At 46.7% G+C, this 22,597-nt stretch carries 18 protein-coding genes and 1 tRNA gene; 9 read left to right on the top strand and 10 right to left on the bottom strand.

What is annotated here, in order from left to right; genetic code table 11:
* Positions 1–78 precede the first annotated feature (78 nt).
* Positions 79–2,013, top strand: a complete 1,935-nt coding sequence (locus LRP49_RS08935) for a DNA topoisomerase III (RefSeq protein ID WP_274141726.1) — start codon at positions 79–81, stop codon at positions 2,011–2,013.
* On the opposite strand, the gene LRP49_RS08930 is transcribed toward LRP49_RS08935, so the two are convergent.
* The 5 genes from LRP49_RS08930 to LRP49_RS08910 all read right to left on the bottom strand — a co-directional run bounded on the left by LRP49_RS08930 (position 1,995) and on the right by LRP49_RS08910 (position 7,027).
* A complete protein-coding gene (locus tag LRP49_RS08930; RefSeq protein ID WP_274141724.1) occupies positions 1,995–3,590 on the bottom strand; it encodes a diguanylate cyclase domain-containing protein in 1,596 nt (531 codons plus the stop codon). The genes LRP49_RS08935 and LRP49_RS08930 overlap by 19 nt on opposite strands.
* 214 nt (positions 3,591–3,804) lie before the next feature.
* Complete coding sequence (locus tag LRP49_RS08925) at positions 3,805–4,563, bottom strand: sulfite exporter TauE/SafE family protein (protein WP_274141722.1); 759 nt, start codon at positions 4,561–4,563, stop codon at positions 3,805–3,807.
* 118 nt (positions 4,564–4,681) lie between these two features.
* Positions 4,682–4,758, bottom strand: a tRNA-Pro gene (locus tag LRP49_RS08920).
* Between the two features lie 120 nt (positions 4,759–4,878).
* Positions 4,879–6,753, bottom strand: coding sequence for a DUF3413 domain-containing protein (locus LRP49_RS08915; RefSeq protein ID WP_274141721.1), 1,875 nt, complete (start codon positions 6,751–6,753; stop codon positions 4,879–4,881).
* A 52-nt stretch (positions 6,754–6,805) separates the two neighbouring features.
* Entirely contained in the window at positions 6,806–7,027 is a 222-nt protein-coding gene (locus LRP49_RS08910) for a YejL family protein (RefSeq protein WP_067419922.1), read from the bottom strand.
* 76 nt (positions 7,028–7,103) lie between these two features.
* Here LRP49_RS08910 and yejK point away from each other — a divergent pair, with 76 nt between their 5' ends.
* From yejK to LRP49_RS08875, 7 genes are all read left to right on the top strand, one after another.
* Positions 7,104–8,117, top strand: a complete 1,014-nt coding sequence (gene yejK / locus LRP49_RS08905; RefSeq protein ID WP_274141720.1) for a nucleoid-associated protein YejK — start codon at positions 7,104–7,106, stop codon at positions 8,115–8,117.
* A gap of 216 nt (positions 8,118–8,333) precedes the next feature.
* Positions 8,334–9,614, top strand: a complete 1,281-nt coding sequence (locus LRP49_RS08900; protein ID WP_274141719.1) for an Hpt domain-containing protein — start codon at positions 8,334–8,336, stop codon at positions 9,612–9,614.
* Positions 9,615–9,655: 41 nt separating this feature from the next.
* The gene (locus LRP49_RS08895; protein WP_274141718.1) at positions 9,656–12,118 is read left to right on the top strand and encodes a hybrid sensor histidine kinase/response regulator; all 2,463 of its coding nucleotides are present in this window, start codon (positions 9,656–9,658) and stop codon (positions 12,116–12,118) included.
* A 59-nt stretch (positions 12,119–12,177) separates the two neighbouring features.
* The gene (locus LRP49_RS08890; protein WP_337992944.1) at positions 12,178–12,528 is read left to right on the top strand and encodes a nitrous oxide-stimulated promoter family protein; all 351 of its coding nucleotides are present in this window, start codon (positions 12,178–12,180) and stop codon (positions 12,526–12,528) included.
* 377 nt (positions 12,529–12,905) lie between these two features.
* Complete coding sequence (locus tag LRP49_RS08885; RefSeq protein WP_274141716.1) at positions 12,906–13,892, top strand: TRAP transporter substrate-binding protein; 987 nt, start codon at positions 12,906–12,908, stop codon at positions 13,890–13,892.
* Positions 13,893–13,937: 45 nt separating this feature from the next.
* Positions 13,938–14,492 carry a TRAP transporter small permease gene (locus LRP49_RS08880; protein WP_274141714.1) on the top strand — a complete coding sequence of 185 codons (555 nt, stop codon included), beginning with the start codon at positions 13,938–13,940 and terminating at the stop codon, positions 14,490–14,492.
* Entirely contained in the window at positions 14,489–15,892 is a 1,404-nt protein-coding gene (locus LRP49_RS08875; protein WP_274141713.1) for a TRAP transporter large permease, read from the top strand. Before LRP49_RS08880 ends, LRP49_RS08875 begins: the two co-directional genes overlap by 4 nt.
* Positions 15,893–15,937: 45 nt before the next feature.
* Here the strand turns inward: LRP49_RS08875 and LRP49_RS08870 are convergent, their stop codons facing one another.
* The 4 genes from LRP49_RS08870 to nhaC form a co-directional block, all read right to left on the bottom strand.
* Positions 15,938–17,059: a M20 family metallopeptidase gene (locus LRP49_RS08870; protein WP_274141711.1), complete on the bottom strand. Its 1,122-nt coding sequence runs from the start codon at positions 17,057–17,059 to the stop codon at positions 15,938–15,940.
* A 68-nt stretch (positions 17,060–17,127) separates the two neighbouring features.
* Positions 17,128–17,589, bottom strand: a complete 462-nt coding sequence (locus tag LRP49_RS08865) for a YjiG family protein (protein WP_078751828.1) — start codon at positions 17,587–17,589, stop codon at positions 17,128–17,130.
* Positions 17,589–18,317: a nucleoside recognition domain-containing protein gene (locus LRP49_RS08860; RefSeq protein WP_274141708.1), complete on the bottom strand. Its 729-nt coding sequence runs from the start codon at positions 18,315–18,317 to the stop codon at positions 17,589–17,591. The genes LRP49_RS08865 and LRP49_RS08860 overlap by 1 nt, the downstream gene beginning before the upstream one ends.
* A gap of 328 nt (positions 18,318–18,645) precedes the next feature.
* Entirely contained in the window at positions 18,646–20,085 is a 1,440-nt protein-coding gene (nhaC, locus tag LRP49_RS08855) for a Na+/H+ antiporter NhaC (RefSeq protein ID WP_274141706.1), read from the bottom strand.
* A gap of 589 nt (positions 20,086–20,674) precedes the next feature.
* Here nhaC and asd point away from each other — a divergent pair.
* Positions 20,675–21,793 carry an aspartate-semialdehyde dehydrogenase gene (asd, locus tag LRP49_RS08850; protein WP_274141704.1) on the top strand — a complete coding sequence of 373 codons (1,119 nt, stop codon included), beginning with the start codon at positions 20,675–20,677 and terminating at the stop codon, positions 21,791–21,793.
* Positions 21,794–21,930: 137 nt separating this feature from the next.
* Here the strand turns inward: asd and sodB are convergent, their stop codons facing one another.
* Entirely contained in the window at positions 21,931–22,515 is a 585-nt protein-coding gene (gene sodB, locus LRP49_RS08845) for a superoxide dismutase [Fe] (RefSeq protein ID WP_067419935.1), read from the bottom strand.
* Between the last annotated feature and the right edge of the window lie 82 nt (positions 22,516–22,597).

The raw sequence follows: 22,597 nt of genomic DNA, 5'->3' as shown, positions 1-22,597 counted from the left end.
ATATATATCCAGTTAAATCTTGTGTGCTTTGTCCTTTTTCGTTAGATTGTTAGCATTTACTTTCTTGTCTGAGCACTTATGGCACGCCTCTTTATTGCCGAAAAACCAAGTCTTGGCCGCGCGATTGTTGCTGCGTTACCTAAGCCCCATAAAAATAACGAAGGATACGTAGTTGCTGGCAACGGTGATACGGTCACTTGGTGTATTGGTCACCTTTTAGAGCAAGCCGAGCCTGATGCTTACGATGAGAAATACAAAGTATGGCGATTAGAACATCTTCCTATTTTGCCGGAACAGTGGATCCTCAAGCCGCGTAAATCTGCCGCTAAGCAACTCAGTGTTGTCAAAAAGCTACTCAAGCAATTCGATGATATTGTCCACGCGGGCGACCCTGACCGTGAAGGTCAATTGCTGGTGGACGAAGTGTTCAGTTTTGCAAAACTCCCTGCCGCTAAGAAACAGCGTATTCAGCGTCTATTGATCAATGACTTAAATACGTCGGCTGTTAAAAAAGCACTCTCATCGTTGAAAAGTAATCTCGATTTCGTGCCTTTGTCAGTTTCAGCGTTAGCGCGTTCTCGTGCAGACTGGTTGTATGGTATGAACATGACGCGGGCGTATACCATATTGGGTAAACAGGCCGGTTATAACGGCGTGCTGTCAGTAGGACGTGTTCAAACGCCAGTGCTGGGACTTGTTGTACGTCGAGACCGAGAGATTGCTGACTTTGTTGCGAAACCATTCTACCAATTAGATGCCGTGATACCGTGTAATGGCAGTGACATTTTGGCTCGTTGGCAGCCGAGTGAGTCGTGTCAGCCGTGGCAGGATGAAGACGGCCGGGTGTTATCACGCAAATTGGTGGAGAACGTTGCCAAGCGCATTGAGGGCCAACCTGCGCATGTCGTCGCATCAGAACGTAAAAGTAGCAAACAAGCCCCGCCTTTGCCTTATAGCCTATCTGCCCTTCAAATAGATGCAGCCAAACGTTTTACGATGAGTGCCGCGGATGTGCTTGCTTGCTGTCAGGCTCTTTATGAAAAGCACAAAGTCATTACATACCCGCGTTCAGATTGCCGATATTTGCCAAAAGATCATTTTAAAGAAGCGGCGTCGGTCATTCAGGCAGTGAAGAAAACGGCGTCTTCTCTTAACGCAGCGGCTGATGGGGCAAATACGGCGTTAAAATCGAAGGCATGGAACGACAGCAAAGTAGAAGCCCACCATGCGATTATTCCTACGGGAAAAAGTGTGAGTTCCCTTAGCGGCAAAGAGTTGAATGTTTACGAATTGATTGCACGTCAGTATCTCATGCAATTTTACCCTGCCGCTGAATATGCAGAGGCCAAACTCACCTTTGATATCGCGGGCGGCGTTTTCATCGCGAAAGGGAAAAAGTTGATGCTCGAAGGCTGGCGTGCCTTGTTGTCACGGGACACATCAAGCCAAAAAGAAGATTTAGAAAGCCTGGTCCCACCGCTTGAAAAAGGCACAGTGTTGACGTGTTTGCGTGGCGAGATTAAAGATTGCATGACTGAGCCGCCACGTTACTTTACGGAGGCAACGTTACTGCAAGCGATGACGGGAATTGCCCGTTTTGTTCAAGATAGCTCGCTGAAAAAAATACTTCGCGATACGGATGGCCTCGGTACAGAAGCGACGCGAGCAGGGATCATGGATCTTCTATTCAAGCGAGGACTGCTTTCCCGTGAAGGAAAACAAATTCGCGCAACCCTTTCCGGGTTTGGGCTTATTGATGCGTTACCGGCGAAAGCGTCTTATCCAGACATGACTGCGCAATGGGAAAGGCAACTCCATGACATGGCAGAGAAAAAATCATCTTATCAGCCCTTTATGGGGGCATTGGAAAACGAGCTGAATAATTTGATGGAAGAAGTCAGGAAAGGCCCTTTGCCGGATAGCTTACGCGCATTGCCGGCACAGCCTTCGAGGTTTACCAAAAAAAGAGGAAAGGGTAACGGCGCAAAACGACGCTATAAAACAAAAGCCTGATTTTTTCCCTTGCTCTTCGCTTCGTACAAAGCCACATCCGCGTCGGTGAAAAGTTGCTGTTGTGCATTGATTTTGTTTGGTATGGCGGACTTACCACCAATGCTGACGGTGACATATGGCGCAACAGGTGATTGTTCATGAGTGATTTTTATATCACGAATAGCTTGTAGCGCGCGCTCTGCAACAACGGCTGCAGCATCTCTATCGCAATTGGGAAGCAAATAAACAAACTCTTCACCACCAAAACGAGCGAGCACCGTACCTGCTCGACGATCGACATTATTGAGTGCTTTTGCTACTTCATACAGACACTTATCGCCCAATGAATGGCCATATTTGTCGTTGTACTGTTTAAAGTGGTCAATATCAACAATCAGTATACTCATTGGGGTTTGATGGCGTAGCGCACGGCGCCATTCTTCTTCCATCTTTTCATCGAGCATTCGTCGGTTTGGCACCATGGTCAGACTGTCCTCGCGAGAGATGCGGTTAAGTCTGATGTTCGCTTCTTCTAGCTGAGCGGTACGCTCAGCAACACGGTGTTCCAACGACAGGTTAAGTGCTTTAAGTTCATCTTGAGCCCTGCGTTGAATGAGGTGTTGCGACATGGTCACGCCTAGAAGCTTTAACAGCTCGCTGTGATAACTCTTAAGCGGTGTGCCCGTGATTAAGTTGTCACAAGCAATCCAGCCAATTGGGTCATCTCCGTCCCACAAAGAAATCGTCGCATTCCAACCAATCCCGACTTCCTTGCTGTCATGATACAGCGGAGAGTTGTCATTGATAGTAATGTGCTTTCTTCTATCCAGCGTTGTTTTCGCATGGAAGTGTTCATGGATAGCAGTACAGTACCATTGTTCATTGGTCACGCTGCCATCGATGTCTGTTCCATAGGTTCCTCTCATCAAACCCGTACGGGTGTTGAGAAGGAAAATGGCCATTCGGTCCAATTCAAGCGCATGAATACATTCGTAAACCGCTGTATGAAGCATGTTATCAAGAGAATGCGCGTGCCAAAGGCGCAATGAAATCTTATGAAGAATATGAAGCTGTTCGAGTAGTCCTTTTTGAGAGCAAACTTCCTGAACGCGTTTTTGCTCAGTTTGTCGGTGCGCGACCTGTTCTTCGATGCATGCTTCGTATTGGAGGAGGCTGTCTAGTGCGCCGGAAATCAGTAAAGAGAGCATGTCGAGAGAATGCCCGTCAATATTGATCGTTTCAGGTAAAGAAAGCACAAAGTATCCGTAGTTTTTCCCACGGACAGTCAAACGAAGCAGTTGATGGAAGCGGTCGGACTGAATGCGTAATTCACTAGATAGCAGCAACCGATTTAATAACTCGTTGAATCGAATATCGGTTGAGGTTGCTGGGGTATATACATTTGAACAGTCTGATGACATTTCAGCCAATAGCTGCCATTGTGTATCGCCGTCTTCTGCAATGAGAAGTTGGCAATGCGCATCTGGAAATGTGTCGGTAAAAACTTGCCCAAGAGCAGTACAAAAAGACTCTATATCTTCTTGTGGACAGATAGCCTCACCGACTCTTAAACAGAATGAATAATCAAGAGCATTCATGCTCTGTGACTCCCCTAAATCTAGCTAGCGTGAAAACGTGACGTTGGTTCTAATATTCTTTGCGTCAGTATGACAGTAATTAGTTCCATAAATGTCTGAATTTCCTCCATCTTCGACTCAGGTCACAGGGCTATTTGATAGGGTGTGACCTAGCTACTGGCTCGCAGGCAAGATTGTTTAAATTTAGTAAAAACAGCGAAGTAGGGGATTTCCACTAGGTGAGGTATGCGAACACACATCCTACGAGTGTCATGATAAACAAGAACCACTTTAGCACTTGTGGGCTGGCCTTAATGGCGAACTTAACAGCGAGCCAAGCACCTACCATTGAACCCAATGCGAGTAATAAGCCTGGAAGCCAGAGGATGAGGTCTTGCCAGATAAAAATCACCAATGAAACCGACGTGAATGCCAAGGTGCAAACAAGCTTTAATGCGTTACCTCGAACCAGATCGTAGCGAAGGGTGCCGCAAAGAGCCGCAATGAGCACGAAGCCAACACCTGCTTGAACAAAACCACCATAAAACCCGGCAACCGTTAATCCTATCCAAGAGACGGGAGTATCTTTGACTTTTCTGAAAGGAACATCGGGATCAGGGGCGATAACGCTGGGTTTGATGAGCATAATGAATGCCATTAAAAGCATGGTACCAAGAAGGAGAGGTTTGATGATGTCAGAAGGGAGCCATGCCGCAGCACTCGCGCCAACAAGCCCACCACCGAGCATGGGGATGAGGATTCCAACTAAATCGCTAGTTTCTAAACGATCGTGATGTCGAAATCCCGCGATACCACTAACACTTTGCATTAAAACGCCAACTCGATTGGTTGCGTTAGCGACTTCAGCAGGCATACCTAAAACGATGAGTGCGGGTATGGTTAAGTTGGAGCCACCGCCGGCAAGCGTATTAATAATCCCTGCTAAAAAGCCAAGAACGACCAGCAGTACGCCAAAACCGAGCGAGATATCCATATCTTTACATCCGTGTGAATTGAGAGTTCGGGCAATCGAAGCGAAAGCCTTAGGCATCATATCGGAATGTTTGGAAACGAAAAAGCCCGCAGCATGAATGCTGCGGGCTTATGAAAAATGGTCGGTCTGAGAGGATTTGAACCTCCGACCCCTGACACCCCATGACAGTGCGCTACCAAGCTGCGCTACAGACCGACTATGTATTCATGGTACGGAGCTAGATCTTCAGTGTCAATTGCCTTTCGACATTAAATCGGTGAAATTCAATCGCTTGGCCAAAAATGAGCCAAGGTTGAGATCTCTGACCTCATCTTCTCAATGTTCTTCTGGGTAGTAGAAGCGTTTTAGTTCATGCATAACTTGCATTAACACTGACAGCTGAGGCTTGCCTTCCGGTTGAAGCTTGTAGTTGCTGTCATAGACGCGGTAATTACCAAACTTGTCGACAACCGTTGTCTTACCGGGTTGAACAACCACGATATCTCTGCTGTCGCCCGCGAGAACCCATTTTCTCGGTTTATCGGCCAAATCGAAAAGGTTTTGCCCACTCGTGTATGACTCAGATGGGCTATCAACTGCCAACATGCTTTCCATCAGAGTAGGAACAATGTCGAGGTGAGAGCTGTAGATATCCACTTGGCTCGGGTCTTGATTCGGCCAGTGAATGACAAGCGGCACTTGAATTTGATACTTGCTGTAATTGGTGTTTGCACCCCAGCTATTTGAGCCTGTTTCGTTAAACTCTAAGCCATGATTGGCTGTGACGATGACGATGGTGTTATCCAATTGCCCTTTTGCTTCTAGGGTATCAAATAGTTCGCCTAACAAGCCGTCAACATAGTATGCCGCATTGTTATAGCTGTTTTTCATCACCAACGATGTGTGTTCACCAACATTGGCCAAGTCATTGTCTAGCGAGGGTTGGAATGGACGCTCATAATCACCGCCTTGCTCGTATTCGGTCACACTTTTAAGTTCTAAATACGCAAACCATGGCGTGTTAGGTGACTTGTCGTTGAGCCAATTCTCGAGATTATCGGTCGCTTTATGATCAGCAACCCAAGCTTCGTTTGCAGTCACCTTCGTCGATTTCTCAAGGTGATTTCCAAAGATGCTTTGGTAATAAATTGGGTTATCGAAATTGTCAGCACTGAATAAACCGAAGTCATAGTTTCGTTGTTCCAGTGTATCTAACAACAGTGGACTCAAACCTTCAGTGCGTGCACTTTGCGCATAACTGCCGGGTAAGCCGTAAAATAAGCCAAACAGCCCAGCCATCGAGTCATTGCTTGAACTGTAGTGGTGCTTAAAATTCACATTGTGTGATGCGAAGTCATCCAGGTTTGGCATGACGACAGGGTCAAGCATATCGGCACGCAAGCTTTCGACCATGACCACAAGCAGGTTTGGATTGTAGCTTGCGGCCTTTGAAGAGAAGGATAGTTTTTCAAGTGGGTAGCGAATGACTTCACTTTCCTGATTGCCCACTTCATCTCTGCGGCGCTGGTACTCTTTGCGATCAAGCAGGCCGTATTTCTCCATGAAGGTTTTTGCCGTCATTGGATAGGAGACTGGGAAATTCGAACGTTGAGACGTCACTGGGCTGTAGATAAACGCATCTGCCCAGATGTGAATCAAATGGCTGCCGATGAAGCAAACCGCGAAAACGGTCGCAATGGGCACACCTACTCGCTTACGAGACAGCTTTCTTAACTTGCGCCAAACCCACTCAGACATAATGAGTTCTAGTAAGAAAATGGCGGGCACGACAACAAACAAATACTGCCAATGCGCATTCATGTCTGTTTTTTCGCCGCTAAGAAGGAGGTCCCAAACCAAAGGGTTGAGATGCAAATGGAGTGTTTCGTAGGCGTAGATATCTAACAACAGGAGCGTCATACCTGCTGTTGCAACAAACACGGCAAACAGCCTCATCAATCTTTGGGAAGGAATGATAAAGCTGGCCGGGAATATGATCAGAATATAAACAGCGAAAACCAGAAAACCAAAGTGACCAAGCCATGTCAGCAATTGATAGGTTTGTCCGAGCAACGTCTCTGGCCAACCGGATTGCGCGATGTAGCGCGTCCCCAGCAACATGGCCGCAATAATGTTAAAAAAGCTAAACCAGTGTCCCCAGCTAATGAGCTGCGACACTTTATCCCTGTAGGTATTTCCGCTGTCTACCATAAAAGGTCAATTCTTCTCTTTATTCTACTTCGCGTAATTTGATGACGCGTTATTACTCTGTATCGATAGATGACAGCAGAGCTTGAGCAAATTTTTCAGCGATGATTTTGCGCTGTTCAGCAGGCATCTTGCTGCTGTTGATCAAATTTGTGGCGATGTTGCCAACAATCATTAGCGAAAGTTCATTAGAAGCTTTGTGCTTTTCAAGAACATTGACCACATCTGAAAGGATCTGTTCAACGTTTTTATCTTGATATTTAGAAGTAACAGGCATAGAAACTCTTGTCTTGTATCAACGGAAGCCGCGTATAATAACCCACACTCTAGTCTGACGAAAAATGTTTTCAATTATGAGCCTCACGCTTTCCAACGTAATTCTTCACCAATTAAAAAAAGAGGGTGAAGACTCACTGGTTGTTCATCTAAGAGAGCAGCCCCTAACTCATTCTACATCAACAGAAAATCTTGTAAGTGAAATTCATCGCGTCTACAACGCAAAAGCAGGTAAGGGCTTTGGTCAATTTGCTGAAGAAAGTGCATTCTGCGGCTGGTTGAAAGCGTGTCGTAAGCAAGAATTGGACTTTTTGTCGTTTTCTTCCCAAGCAACAGAGCGCCTGAAAGAAGAACTTTCTAAGTATCCGTTTGCAGATGAAGGCGTATTGGTTATCGCTGAATACCGCTCTTTGGCAACAGAATACTTGTTCATTGGTCTGTTAGAGTCCAAAGCGAGTATGAAAGTCACTGATGATCTTGAGATTGGTACCACTGACTACTTAGATGTTGCAAAAATGGACATTGCTGCTCGTATAGACCTGTCGACGTGGGAAAGCGATGCTGAGTCAAATCGTTACCTGACTTTTATCAAAGGACGTGTTGGTCGAAAAGTGGCGGATTTCTTTTTGGACTTCATGCAAGCGGAAGTTGGCATGGATACGAAACAGCAGAACCTTGTCCTTATGCAGGCAGTAGAAGATTACTGCGCAGACTCGCGATTAGACAAAGAAGAAAAGCAACAATATCGCAAGCAAGTTTATGACTACTGCAATGGTCAACTTCAATCAGGCGACGAAGTGATTGTTAAAGAACTCGCTCAGGAGTTGCCAGCCAATGAAGCAGGTGTGGATTTCTATCAGTTTGCCTCAGAGCAAGGTTACGAGCTGGAGGAAAGCTTCCCAGCAGATCGTACGTCTATGCGTAAGCTAACGAAATTTGTTGGAGGCGGAGGCGGTTTATCAATTAACTTCGATAGCATGTTACTTGGTGAGCGCGTTTTCTACGATCAAGCGACAGATACCTTGACCATAAAAGGAACACCACCAAATCTTCGTGACCAACTGACTCGTCGATTGAACGTCGACGAGTAATTTTTCGTTATCGATGAAAATATACGCTGCCGATCCTAGGTTTTAGTCTGGGATCGGTTTGTTGTGTATAGGCATCTTACACATTAATGTTTGCAAAGTAAGACAGGTTTTCTAACTTATAAGAAACGCGACACTTTCTCTATCACAACAAGCTTCAGGTTTTAGTCTTTACCGTTAGTCAGCCTGTTAACGTGATAGCTTATTTGAGGGACATTTGTGACATCTTTATCAGCACGATCAGGGCTGCGTAACCCGTTGGGTATTAATAACAAATCTGCACTTCATCGGGTATCGTATGCGCTTTGGGGGGTGTTTGTGTTTGCCTTAGGATATGCACTGTATGCCTATCAAGACCTGATTCATGTTAAAGGGCACACAGCGCAAGTGGTTACGCTGAACAATGCCGCTCAGCAGTTGAGGCAAACTGTTTCTGCATCGATGTTGAATCAAGAGCGCGAACTCACTCAGATTGAGAAAGAAGTTCAACACTTTCGCTATCTTCTGCTTAGATCCAAGTCACACACGATTGATGATAGCTGGGAAGATATTCAAAGCACCTTGGTGGATGCTGATTCTTTCGTTGAAGATGTCGATAATTTGTTGGCCTCTATTTACTCGGTTTCAAAGGTAACGAGGCAACTGAAGTCTTTGACTGAAACCCATCGTTCACCAGAGCTAATTCGATTATTTGAATCGATAAGTAGCTACTTACTTTTTGAATTTCATGGCCTAAATGGTGATAGAGCGACAAGCGTCAAGCGATTTAATCATTATATCGAAGCAATAGAACGAGAGCTTTCTAGCTCGTCCTCCAATGTTGTGAGCGTCGAGTTGTACACGCTTTACACTGGTCTGATCCGCCTAAATCGACAGCTTGAAAGCCTCGATAGCGTCATTAACCACAAATTTGTCAGAGCGATTACGCAGCAGCAGCAATATTGGACAAACCGCGTCATTCTGTTGCTAGACAATATCCTTTTCTCAGCGGTTGTTGCGTTTCTCGCTTTAGGTGCTCAAGTTCTGATTCGCTACACGTTAGAACAACGTGCTCATCAACATCAAACATCACAGATAAACCCTTCTCGAAAACACATCAAGGACACGAAGCAAGAGCCTAAATCGGCTGACAGTATTTCTGAGTTGGAGTTGTTCGATGCCCATGTGCTTATTGAGCAACTTGAGGGCGACGTTGATGCTATTGATTCGGTTTTGACCATGTTTGTGGCAGAGCACCAAAACGATGCGCAAAAAGTGAGAAAGCAAAATGAGCAAAATGAGGTGGCGAGAAACAGTGCGCTTATACACAACTTAAAAGGTGTTGCGGGCAACATTGGTGCTCTCGCATTGGAAGACTTTTGTAAAGATGTGGAGCTGTCACTGAAAGAGGGACATGGCATTTCGGATGCATCATTGGAACAATTTGAGAAACTACTGACTATGACGATACAAAGTGTGCTGAAGGAAATGGAGCAACTTCGTAGAACATTGGCCACGTGAGGAACATCGTGTTTACCAAACAACTCCCCTGGTATAGAACGATGAGCTTCAAAGCCCTTTTGATATTGGGCCTGATGCTTGCTGTGGTTGTTATCACCATTGTCTATGTGATGGAAACTACCGGCGACAGCATGGTCAGTGACAGCGCGAACCAGCGTGTTGAAGCACAGGTTGAAAATGTCGCCCGTACGCTCGGTCAAATGTCCAATAACGTGAGTACGGTTGCGCTATCCTTGGCTGACACGCTTGAAATCTCTGACTCCCAAGAAGAAATTGAGCACAAACTGGCAGTAATGTTGAGCAATGAGAATATTCGTTCCATTGTTGCAAGCGGTGGCTTTTGGCCAGAACCACACCTCTATGAGTCAGGACAATCAAAAGCCTCGGTCTTCATCGCCTTTAACGAAGATGGCACCTATCGGCGTGTTCATGATTACAATTCTGACCTCGCTCGCCCATACCATATCGAAGAATGGTATGCGCCAACTCGATTTATAAGAGGCGGTGCATATTGGTCCAGTGCCTATATCGATCCTTATACCAAGGAACCGATGGTAACCAGCAGCGTGCCAATTATTAAAAATGGCAAATTTTGTGGTGTCGTCACTATCGACGTGCGATTAGGAGAGCTTCAGGCGTTCCTGAGCCGAAGTGGGCAAAAGCTTGGTGGCTATCTGGCGATGTTTGATCGCGGAGGACGCTTGATGTCTTACCCCGAATCTGTCGATATCGTTACGCAAGGGAAGAACCAATTGCCCACTGCACTGCAAATAGCGAGTCGGAATAGTCACTTTTCTGAATTGGCGTTAGTGCTGAGCTCTGCGGTGCAAGGTGAGCGGTTAGCCTTGCAGAGTAATGCAACCATTCAAGATTTGGCCGAACAGATAGTGACAGCGACACCAGATATAGATTTTGGCTATGCACTGTCGATTGCTGCGGAATTAAACCCCGTTCAGAACGTGTTTCAAGGTACTCAGAAGCTCTTTATTCATCAGCTAAAGCGAGATCCTGTGCTCAATGAGCCTACGCTAGTGTTGGCTCAGGTGTTACCGAGAACCAACTGGATGTTGGTAGGTGCATTGCCAGAGCGTTTGCTCAAGGTGGAATCAACAACGCTGAAAAACGACCTCTTTTTTGCCATGTCATTGGTTGCACTGTTGCTTGTCGGTGTGACGTACCTTGCGATCCACATTTATATCGTTAGACCGATGACCAGAGTAAGAAACGCGTTAGTCACACAGGGCGCCGAAGGCCCATATTCGCCAATAGATTATGCTGAAAAAGACGAGCTAGGTATGCTGGTTCAAGAGTTTAATCAATTGAGCACGAACTTGGTGGAAACCCGAGAACGCGCTGTTGAGGCCGCGAGAGCAAAACAACTCTTCCTTGCCAATATTAGTCATGAGATTCGCACCCCAATGAATGGCATTCTTGGTGCAACGTCGCTCATGCAAGATGAGGGAATGTCGGGAAAACAGGCGGAATACTTGTCAGTGATCGCTCACTCTTCACGTGGCTTGATGTCTCTCATTAACAATATCCTCGACTTTAGCAAAATGGAGTCAAATCACCTTAAGTTAGAAGAAGCTCCGTTTGACTTACAGGAAGTCGGGCGATATGTACGTGACTTGATGCTTCCTACTATTCAAAACAAGCCACAGCTAGCGTTTGATTTTCATTATGACAGTGATTGTCCGCATCGTTTTATGGGCGATGCACACCGCATTGAACAAGTGATGTTAAATCTCGTCTCTAATGCCCTGAAGTTCACTGAATCTGGGTTGGTGAGTCTACATATCGGTATCCACCGACAGCAGGATAGATACACCGGCATTATTATCAGTGTTAAGGATACGGGGGTGGGAATTTCTCCTGACAAATTCGATGTGATTTTCGATGAGTTCCAGCAAGCTGATGCGTCAACAACGCGCCAATTTGGTGGTTCTGGATTGGGTCTCGCCATCACCAAACAATTGGTTGAGTTGATGGGTGGAGAAATTTTCGTCAATAGTGAACTCGGACGAGGCAGCCAGTTTGATGTGTCTTTGCCGTTGCAAATTGAAGAGCATTCCGTGGATGAAAAAGGCCGTGAAGTGCTTCGTGAACACACCGATGCATTCAAAGGTAAGCATTGTCTGTTGGTGGAAGATAACGCAATAAACATGATGATTGCAGAAAAAATGCTCATCAAATTTGGCTTTACTGTAGACAAAGCGATTGACGGTATTGAAGCGTTAGATAAAGCCACAATGCGGGGCTATGACATTATCTTTATGGATATTCAGATGCCTCGTATGGATGGGCTTGAGGCGACAAGGCGAATCCGTTCAAACGTTAGCTTCAATAAGCGAACGCCGATAGTCGCGATGACAGCGAACGTGTTAAAAGATGATATATGGCGCTGCATCAGCAATGGCATGCAAGGGCATATCGGTAAGCCGTTGCGAGAAAATGACATTTTCGCGGTATGCGTGAAAGCGATGTCTACGGAAGTTGAAGTGTAATCAGTGCGCAGCACTTGGGTGTTTGATGCGAGAAAGTTGATCTGAATCAAGGGAATTTCATGGCGACTGAGGAAAATAGCGCGCCTATGAAAACTGTATCTAATTCGTCTGGCCCCCGACGCCAACCTTTGTGGCTCGTGCGCGCAATGACGACGCTTTATTGTAAGCATATTCACCGCGGCAGCCAATTGTGTCCGCAATGTACAGCTCTATTAGCATTTGAGGAGACGAGAGTCTCTCAATGCGCTGAAGAAGGAAGCAAGTCAGCCTGCAAAGAGTGTGATCGCCAGTGTTATCCTGATGCAAAGCGATTGGAAATAAACCATATCACTCGCTGGGCGGCACCAAAGCTGAGGTGGCGAAAACCGTTGCTTGTCGCGAGACATTACGTCAGCTCCATATTGAATTAGTTCTGCATTTTCTACGTGTTCTATTTTATCGCGCGCCCAGATCTGGGCGCGTTTTCATTTCGTCTCTCTCCGCCACTTGTATCGGGATAAGCCTTCAGATTGTCCCAATGATGTGCACGTGCACCTTTCTGCGTGCAGTCTAAATTATCACTTACCTCGATCTGGTAGTCGCAATTACCGCGCTATAAGAGTCATCACACTTTCCTATCATCAATGGGTGGTTTTTTACCCATTTCCTTCTAACCACCTCTCAGTTCCGTTAATGGAATGTTAACTGGCTACTTCTGTTGCTAGCGACTTCTCAGCCATGAACTAGAACCAAATAACGAGTTGGACATGCATACGCATGGGATATACATGGAAAGAGAGGAATAGATATGAAAATGCTCAACCGAGTGCTGTCTTCATTAGCACTTTTTGCAGGATTATCGGCGTTCGCTTATGCGGCACCAGAAACCATCAAATTTTCACATGTGGTGGCTGAAAATACGCCCAAAGGACAGATGGCACTGAAATTTCGGGATTTGGTGGCTGAGCGGATCGGCGATAAGTATGTGGTAGAGGTCTATCCAAATTCGCAATTGTTTGGCGATGGCAAAGAGATGGAAGCGTTGCTGCTCGGTGACGTACAGTTTATTGCTCCATCCCTTTCAAAATTCTCTAAGTACACCAAACAGTTACAAATCTATGATCTGCCGTTTTTGTTTAAAGACATGGAAGCGGTAGACAGGTTCCAGCGTAGCGAAGCGGGGCAAGCTCTACTTGAGTCAGTGAAGGGAAAAGGTTTGATAGGTCTTGGCTATCTACACAATGGACTGAAACAACTTTCAGCCAATGATCCACTTCGTGTGCCAAGCGATGCTGATGGTAAAAAATTCCGCATCATGAGCTCTGACGTACTCGCAGCCCAGTTTGAAGCGGTTGATGCAGTACCTTTGAAAAAGCCGTTTTCTGAAGTGTTCACTTTGCTTCAAACGCGCGCGATTGATGGGCAAGAAAATACGTGGTCAAACATCTACTCCAAAAAATTCTTTGAAGTTCAGCCTTATATTACGGAGTCAAACCACGGCGTTCTCGACTATATGGTAACCACATCGACTGAGTTCTGGATGCAATTACCAGATGAAGATCGCCAAGTATTGGCAAAAGCCCTAGAAGAAGCCGTTGCGTATGGCAATCAGATTGCGAATGAAAAGGCGATGAAAGATCGTCAGAACATCGTCGAATCTGGGCGCAGTGAAATCATCACATTGACCGATGATCAGCGAGCGCAGTGGGTGGAAGTGATGAAGCCTGTCTGGGTTGAATTCCAAGATCAAATTGGCCCAGAGCTTATTGAAGCTGCAGTGGCATCTAATCAGTAATACAAGAAGCCCGGTGATCTGCCGGGCTTTTTCATGGAGTTTGAAATGATTCGGTTATTACACCGCTTTGAAGAGGCAGGGATCGGTCTCTTACTGGTGGCAATGACACTGCTTGTGTTTATGGAAGTGATCCTGCGTTTTTTTTTCAATGAAGGCCTACTTTGGGCGCAAGAGCTTACCTTGTATTTATCAGCTTGGATGGTACTGATGGGCGCATCTTGGGGGCTTAGGGAAGGTGCGCACATAGGCGTGGATGCAGCGATTAAACACCTATCTCCTCCGCTTCAGAAAGCCGTTACCCTCACTGCATTAGCATTGTGTCTTGTTTACTGTGGCTTGTTTCTTTACGGGTCGTGGATTTACCTCAGCAAAATGAAAATGATTGGCATAGAAATGGAAGATATTCCTATCGAGAAATGGAAGGCCATGACGTGCTTGATGTTGGGGTTTGGGTTGCTGGCTCTTCGAGTGTGCACGATTGCCTATGAGGTGGTAAAGGGAACCCGCAAAGGCTTTGGCTTTGTCGATGAAGCTGAAGAAAGCATGCATCTTGCTGAAGAAATGGCGGAGGAAACGTTAGACAAGGAGAGTAAGAAATGACAATCGCAGTACTGTTTGGATTACTTTTCCTGTGCATGTTTATGGGAATGCCGATTGCGATAGCGTTGGGTTTATCGAGCGTGGCAACCATACTGATGTTCTCCAATGACTCTCTGGCATCTATTTCATTGAAGCTGTTTGAAGCAACGAGTGAGCACTACACGCTTCTCGCCATTCCATTCTTTATTCTCTCTTCGGCATTTCTGTCGACAGGTGGCGTGGCACGACGCTTAATTAATTTTGCGATTGATTCTGTCGGGCATGTCAAAGGTGGCTTGGCGATGGCGTCGGTCATGGCCTGTATGCTTTTTGCTGCCGTATCAGGTAGCTCGCCGGCAACGGTGGCTGCAATTGGTTCCATTGTGATTGTCGGCATGGTCAAAGCGGGTTATCCCAAAGCCTTTGCAGCGGGCGTTATTGCCAACGCAGGTACCTTGGGTATTCTCATTCCGCCATCCATCGTGATGTTGGTTTATGCAGCGGCTACGGAAGTGTCGGCCTCGCGCATGTTTATGGCAGGCTTTATCCCTGGCTTGATGATGGGCGGCATTTTGATGCTGGCGATTTACATCGTTGCCCGCATCAAGGGGCTGCCATCTCAGCCGTTTCCCGGTTTTGCTGCATTGGCATTCTCAGGTGCGCGCGCACTTGGTGGTTTGATGCTTATCATTATCGTGCTGGGTTCAATCTATGGTGGCGTGGCGAGCCCCACAGAAGCGGCGTCAGTGGCGGCTGTTTATGCTTGGCTTGTGAGTGTCTGGGGATATCGTGATATTGGCCCGCTCAAAGATGTAGCTTGGCGCAAAGAGGGCGAGAATGCGCTCGTGATGCTGGCGAGAAACCTCGTCTTACTGCCTGTCGTCATGGTGTGTTCTTTTACTGACAAAGAAGTGAATCATGTCGTTAAGGATGCGGCGAAAGTTAGCATTATGTTGCTGTTTATCATCGCGAACGCCATGCTTTTCGCACACGTTCTAACCACAGAGCGAATTCCTCATACCATTGCAGAAACCATTGTCGCGTGGGGATTACCCGCATGGGGCTTTTTGATTGTGGTAAATATCCTGCTTCTGATTGCAGGGAATTTCATGGAGCCCTCAGCGATCCTGTTGATCATGGCACCTATTCTGTTTCCCATCGCTGTTCAGCTTGGTATCGACCCCATCCACCTTGGAATTATCATGGTGGTGAATATGGAGATTGGTATGTTGACGCCTCCCGTAGGACTCAATTTGTTCGTGACGGCGGGCATTACTGGAGAGAGTATGGGGTGGGCGATAAAAGCGGCATTACCTTGGCTGGGACTGCTGTTGATCTTCTTGATATTAATCACCTACATTCCTCAGATTTCACTGTTCTTGCCAGACTACCTTGATTCACTTCGAGGGTATAAGTCGTAAATAAAAAAGGGCGCCAATAGCGCCCTTTTCTCATCCCGACTGCGATTATGCTAGTTTAGCGATTACGCGTTGCAGCATCTCAATGCGCGGTTCGATGGAGTCCAGCTCCAGATATTCCGCATCGCTGTGGAAACCTGCGCCAATAGGGCCCAGACCGTCCAGTGTCGGAATGCCAAGGATTGCGGTTAGGTTCGCATCAGAACCACCACCGACGGCTTGCCAAGTAATATTCATACCCAGCTCTGCGCCAGTTTCTTCGATCAATCCCATCAGCGTTTCTGTTTTCTCGCTTGGTGTCATTGAAGGCTTGTATGCTTCACGGTCAAGCACGACAGATACACCGTCGATGAATGGCTGATCTGCCATTGCACGCAGTTTTTCGTCAACCGCGGCATATTCATCGTTGTCCCAGAAACGCACATCAACCACTGCGGTTGCAAGCTCAGGCACGATGTTTGCGCCATCGCCGCCAGTCACAACACCCACATTCAGCGTGGTGCCTGTGTCAAAGTTCGTCATTTCATTGATAGCAACAATCCAATTTGCCATCTCAGAAATTGCGCTACGACCATTTTGTGGTTCGTTGCCCGCATGAGCAGCTTTACCGTTAAAGGTCATTTTGTAGCGTGCCATGCCTTTACGTGCTTTAACCAGTGAGCCATCAGCACGCGCAGCTTCACACACAAGTACGTGACGCGCGTTAACTGCCACTGACTTTAGCCATTCGCCAGAGTGCAGAGAGCCAATTTCTTCATCTGGGTTCATGCAAACACAGATAGACATCTTATCCAGAACCGCTTTATCTAGCGTACGCAATGCGTAAACAATGTTCAGTAGGCCAGATTTCATGTCCGAGACGCCAGGGCCGAATGCACGGTTACCTTCAACACTCATAGGGCGTTTCGCCGCGGTACCTACTGGAAACACGGTGTCCATGTGGCCAATTAGCATCAGGTCGATAACGTCGCTTTCAGGCTTGTTGCGAATTTCAAGACCGGTACCCGCGATACCGCAATCTACACGCTTGATGTTCCAGCCGCCCATGTCTTCGTATTTTGCGGCCATGATGTTTGCAACAACCTCAATGCCTTCAACGGTCAGGGTGCCACAGTCTACATTTACCAGCGGACGAAGTTCTTCAAGGTAAGCGTCTAATGAAAAGCTCATAATTACTCCAGAATTCCATTTGGAAAGCTGCGCTGAAGAACGAGACCTCAGCGCAGAAAGTCAGGGGATTACACCAAAATGTTCATCACAAACATTGCGCCAAAGGCGTTGATCACAGAAATCAGGATCATGATTGGGATGTAGCGACCTTCGGTACCGATTGGACCCAAGATACGGCCTAGGTACTGAACCTGAGAACCCATCAGGTAGATAGCTGGTGCCAGAATCGCAATGTGCTCGCCATTCAAAATGCCTTGGTCAAACAGGGTGATCACAACACCCACTGCGCCACCCATAGACATCCAAGCACCGATCAGAACCGCTGCGGCTTCGCCCGGCAGGCCGAAGATCGCCATGATTGGAGAGAAGAGCGTGCCCATCATGTCTAGCGCACCCGTGATTTGAAGTGCTTTGATGATCACAAACGCCATCAGAACGTTTGGCACGGTAGACATGGTTGCAATGTTCCAGCCTTTTTTTGCACCTTCGACGAAAATGTCCGTCACCATCGGCTTTTTAGCTGTAGTCATTATGCTTTCTCCTCGGTCAGCGATGCGTTGCTAGCTTTGTCTTCTTTACCTTCAGTGATGTTCAGGTAGATGCGGAAAAGGTTTGCACCCACAAATTTGAAGATAAACATAACGCCAACCGCCAGACCGATTGACGAGGTGACAGCCATAGAACCGTCAGCCAGAGTGAGGGTGAACAGTACAGCACCAGAAGAGAAGAAGTTAACGATGGTTGCGCCTGCTGAGAATTGGAACATGGTGAAGATGTCGGCTTCGCGTTTGGTAAGCTGCCCTTCATCTTTTAGCTGGCGAGTCATCGCCGCACCTGCATCGGTACTTTGCAGTGACGCAATTAACGCTAGGCCCGTGTTACCAGGTACGCTCATCAGTGGGCGCAGAAGTGGCGTCAAAAGTTTGCGCGCCGCATCCAATGCACCGTAGTGCTCAAGAACGTTAATCATGCCCAGTGCAAACATAACAGTTGGGATGAGGGTAAGAGCGAACATGAAACCGTCACGTGCACCGCTACCGCCTTTACCGCGCATAGACGTTGCAGCGGTTTGAATGCCGTCTGCAGTTTCGTTTACTGAGTAAACAACACTACCGAAAGATCCGTTTAGCGTGGTGAAATCGAAAATGCCATACCATTGATTAGATTGGAGTAGGCCAGAAAAGAATACGACTGCAAAAGCTAGGGCGATATAGGCGCCTATCGTGACTTTGCGGTCTGAGTTTGCCGGTTGCGACATATTGTTCCCTCAAACAAAGATAAATTGATCAAATCGATTTTGCTTCAGACAGGGAAACGGAAATTGACGGGGGTCAATATGGGCTACATAAAACAGAGTCAATGCGATGAATTGCATGGAAATGAGATCTGGATCGCTATTTATTCACGGTGAGGCATTTTTAACTTGTTAATAAAAGTGATGAAAACTGAGATGCGGCATTTAAAAAGTGAATAATTCGGTGTGATGTTTGTGCAACAGTTTTGTTTTGCGGCGGGATTCAATGTTTGTTTTTTTGGTGAACAGACGAGAAAAAGGCATCCGAGGATGCCTTTTTCTTTTGTATCAGTTATGTATTTTGAACTTGAGCAGGTGCTAGCGTTGCGTCTTTTGTTGAGGTGGCGGCGGTTGGCTCACAAGGGTCAACAAACCAACCCAAATAAGATGTCACAATGGTCACCAGAATACAGACAAAACTTAGCCACATAAACGGTGCGTATGACAAGGTAGCTACACCTAGAATACTCGCCATATAGATTCCGTTATCACTCCAAGGCACCATGCCTGACGTCAATGTGCCACCGAACTCTGCATTGCGTGATAGGTTCTTGCGTTTAAACCCTAAGCGATCATAGTTTTTTGCGCAGATTTTTGGGGTGAGGATCAGCGAAACGTACATTGCGGAGCCAAACACATTCCCTAAGAAAGCCGTGGCGATAGTTGATGTCGCCAGGCTACCCGCTGAGTTGACTTTACGTTCGAAGATCTTTGCAATCGTCTCAAGCACGCCTACTTTGTCCAGTAAGCCACCGAAGCCGAGGCCGAAAACAATGACGGCCACTGATCCCAGCATAGACTCCATACCACCCCGATTGAGAATTGCATCAATGAAGTTGACACCTGATTCAATGGAATAGGGGGCCCAGGCTGTGTTGATGGCGTCTAGCGGGTTCATCCCTTGAACGACGATTGCCCATACAATACCCAGTACCGACCCCAAAGAGATCACTGGGAAGGACGGTAAACGCAGAGCCAGAAGCACCAGTATTATAGCGACAGGAATAAAAGAAAATGGCGTGATTACAAACTGTTTGTCCATTGCCGCGATCACATCAGATACCTGCGCCATATCGACGTTGCCAGCATAGTGAAGACCCAATGCGGTAAACAAAAGTGCTGTAATGATGTAACTGATCAATGCGATGGGCAGCATGCCCTTAATGTGCTCAACAATCTCAACACCTGACATTGAAGACGCAAGGATCACAGAATCAGACAGTGGGGACATTTTGTCACCGAAGTAACAGCCAGACAGAACAGCACCCGCAGTAACAGGTGCTGGCACGCCCAATCCTTGCCCGATGCCCATCATGGCAATACCAGCAGTGCCTGCCGCTCCCCAAGAGGTGCCGGTTGCTAGAGCCGTTAGAGAGCAAATGACCATCGTTGCCGCGAGGAAAATCGATGGATGAATGGCCTTTAAGCCGTAGTAAATGATAGTCGGAACGATACCGCCAGCTATCCATGTACCGACAAGGGCACCGACAGCGAGCAGGATGAGTACGGCACCGAGTCCATTTGAAATACCTTGGGTGGCAGCGTGCTCTAGGTCTTTATATCGGTGACCGAGTCGGATACCTAACCCAATGACAATGAACCAACCGATGTACAAAGCCAGTTGGATGGGAAGATTTAGCTTCGCCGTAAACGAAAATGCCAGTAATAGAAACAGACCAAGCGCAGCGAAAACTTGGAACAAAGAAGGAAGTCGCGCCGAGTGTTGTTGCATATTTCAAACCTATATTAAGTGTCAGGCCCTTGGCTCCTGCCGAAATATACCGAAACAACGTCAAGCTGCAGGTTTGTGGGCTTTGTCACTACCATCCTGGCGGCGGACGCATACTTTAGCGAAATACTCACTTCAGGGGTAACAAGTATTTCGATTTCTCTGGTCTGAACACTGAAACTGTTCATTTTAATGGAGGTGTGTGAGTTTTTGGTTTTGCAGATGTTAATGCACGGTGATCCAACTTAAGGGTTGGTTGTTTTTTGATGTATTAAAAAGTGTAAATTCTAGGTGGTTAACTCTGTTAAAATTTTCATGCTTCGACAATTGCGCTGAAAAGGACGATAAGGATAGTGATATATCTCGACCGTGATGTGCCTTGGATTGATGGCGGATATAACTGTAATTAATTCATATTGTTAACAGCAAAAGTGTTTGCGAACGGCTTCTTGCTTAAAGGTTGTTGAAAAACAACAGCGAACTAGCCTGTTTTTTAACGTTTAGCTGCAAAAAGATGCAGTTTTTGCTTGTTATTTGTGTCGTTAATTTTCAAGATAGGTGTAGAAGATTAAAACAAGGAGTGTGAGAACGAATGAAAAGAGTAGGTTTAGTAGGCTGGCGCGGTATGGTTGGCTCCGTACTGATGCAGCGCATGGTAGAAGAGCGTGACTTTGATGTTATTGAGCCCGTTTTCTATAGCACCTCTCAAGTAGGTATCCCAGCACCAAACTATGGTAAAGATGCTGGTCTTCTGCAGGATGCATTTGATATTGAAAGCCTGAAGACGCTGGACATTATCGTAACCTGTCAAGGCGGCAGCTACACCGATGAAGTGTATCCAAAACTGTTAGCTGCAGGCTGGAAAGGTTACTGGATTGATGCCGCGTCTTCTTTGCGTATGAAAGACGATTCAATCATTACGCTCGATCCTGTTAACTTTAAACAAATTCAAGAAGGTATTCACCAAGGCACTAAAGCCTATGTAGGTGGTAACTGCACCGTTAGTTTAATGCTGATGGCTGTGGGCGGTTTGTACCAAGCGGGTCTCGTTGAGTGGATGACCTCTCAAACGTACCAAGCCGCTTCAGGTGCGGGCGCGAAAAACATGCGTGAATTGATCAGCCAAATGGGTGTGATAAATGACTCTGTGAGCATGGATCTGGCAAACCCATCAACGTCTATCCTCGATATCGACCGTAAAGTGGCAGAAACTCAGCGTTCATCAGGTTTCCCAACCTCTGAGTTTGGTGCGCCTCTGGCGGGCTCGTTGATCCCTTGGATTGATGTGAAGCGTGAAAATGGTCAGAGTAAAGAAGAGTGGAAAGGCACGGTAGAAACCAACAAGATTCTGGGTCTACAAGACAGTCCAATTCCAATCGACGGCACCTGTGTTCGCATTGGGGCAATGCGCTGTCACAGCCAAGCACTGACGTTGAAGCTGAAGAAAAACGTCCCGTTGGATGAAATCGAAGGCATCATCGCGGCACACAATGACTGGGTGAAAGTGATTCCAAATGAACGTGACATCACTGTTCAAGAGCTTTCTCCAGCAAAAGTCACGGGTACACTGTCTATCCCTGTTGGTCGTCTACGTAAAATGGCAATGGGCGATGACTTCCTCAATGCGTTCACGGTTGGTGATCAGCTATTGTGGGGTGCTGCTGAGCCGCTGCGTCGTACACTGCGAATCATTCTGTCTGAAGTCGCATAAGACTGCGTTCATACGAAAAAGCCGCTGCATCTGCAGCGGCTTTTTTATTGCCAGCGATTTTCGATTGATGACAAGCAAGGACAAAAAAATACCCCGCCTTAGCGAGGTATTTTCTTTCAAAGGCTTTCAGCCAGAAATTACGCAGCCAGGTTTTGTGCTACGAATTCCCAGTTAACCAGTGCCCAGAATGCATTCATGTAATCTGGACGCAGGTTGCGGAAGTCGATGTAGTAAGCGTGTTCCCACAGGTCAACAGTCAGCAGAGGAGTTACGCCTTCTTCAGTCAGAGGTGTACCTGCGTTTGACGTGTTAACGATATCCAGAGAACCGTCAGCTTTTTTCACCAACCAAGTCCAAGAAGAACCGAAGTTGTTGATTGCTGAATCAGTGAATTTCGCTTTGAATTCTTCGAATGAACCGAAAGATTTAGCGATTGCGTCTGCAACATCACCAGTAGGCTCGCCGCCGCCATTTGGGCTCAGGCAGTGCCAGTAGAACGTGTGGTTCCAGATTTGAGCAGCGTTGTTAAATACACCGCCAGTAGAAGTCTTGATAATCTCTTCCAGAGATTTGCTTTCAAGCTCAGTGCCTTCGATCAAACCATTCAGCTTAACCACGTAGGTGTTGTGGTGTTTGCCGTGGTGGTATTCCAGAGTCTCTTGAGAGATGTGTGGCTCTAGTGCATTTTTTTCGTAAGGAAGAGCTGGTAGTTGAAATGCCATTACTCGATTCTCCATGATAGGCGGGGTCTCCCCCTGACTTTATTGCTTCCTGTAGATTTGTCTTACACTTTAAGAGTGCTTA

This window comes from Enterovibrio qingdaonensis (assembly GCF_028683135.1).
Taxonomy (GTDB): Bacteria; Pseudomonadota; Gammaproteobacteria; order Enterobacterales; family Vibrionaceae; genus Enterovibrio; species Enterovibrio qingdaonensis.
Note: the sequence above shows the minus strand (reverse complement) of the source record. Positions and strands in the feature narration are given on the sequence as shown.